Origin of the sequence: Adlercreutzia equolifaciens (assembly GCF_029076695.1) — a bacterium.
Taxonomy (GTDB): domain Bacteria; phylum Actinomycetota; class Coriobacteriia; order Coriobacteriales; family Eggerthellaceae; genus Adlercreutzia; species Adlercreutzia equolifaciens_A.
Genome location: NZ_JARFIK010000446.1, coordinates 1 through 297, shown reverse-complemented (window position 1 = coordinate 297; position 297 = coordinate 1). Strand labels below are relative to the sequence as shown.

General features: G+C 71.0%; 1 protein-coding gene. It reads left to right on the top strand.

All coding sequences use genetic code 11. From position 1 onward, the window contains the following. The coding region (locus PZH32_RS13110) for a hypothetical protein (RefSeq protein WP_275208689.1) at nucleotides 1-292 on the top strand (292 nt) is incomplete at its 5' end. Between the last annotated feature and the right edge of the window lie 5 nt (nucleotides 293-297).

Genomic DNA, 297 nt, shown 5'->3' with positions numbered 1-297 from the left:
GGAGGCTTCGGAAGCGGCGAACGCCCAAAGCCAGATGGCCGTTTCGGCGGCGGCCAAGGCTCAGGCCGAGGCCGAGCGCTCCAGTGCCCGGGCGGCGAAGGCCCAGGCCGAAGCGCAATCGGCCCAGGCAGAGGCGGCCAGCGTCCTGGACGACGCGGCAGCCGCGGGTACCGCGACGGCGGGTGACACCGCCAGCGACCTTGGCTGCTCGGCGACAACAGAGGGCGCGGTGGCGGCAAATGGGGCCGCTGCAGCGAATGGCGCTGCTGCAACGAAGAAAGGGAGTCATTGATGGCA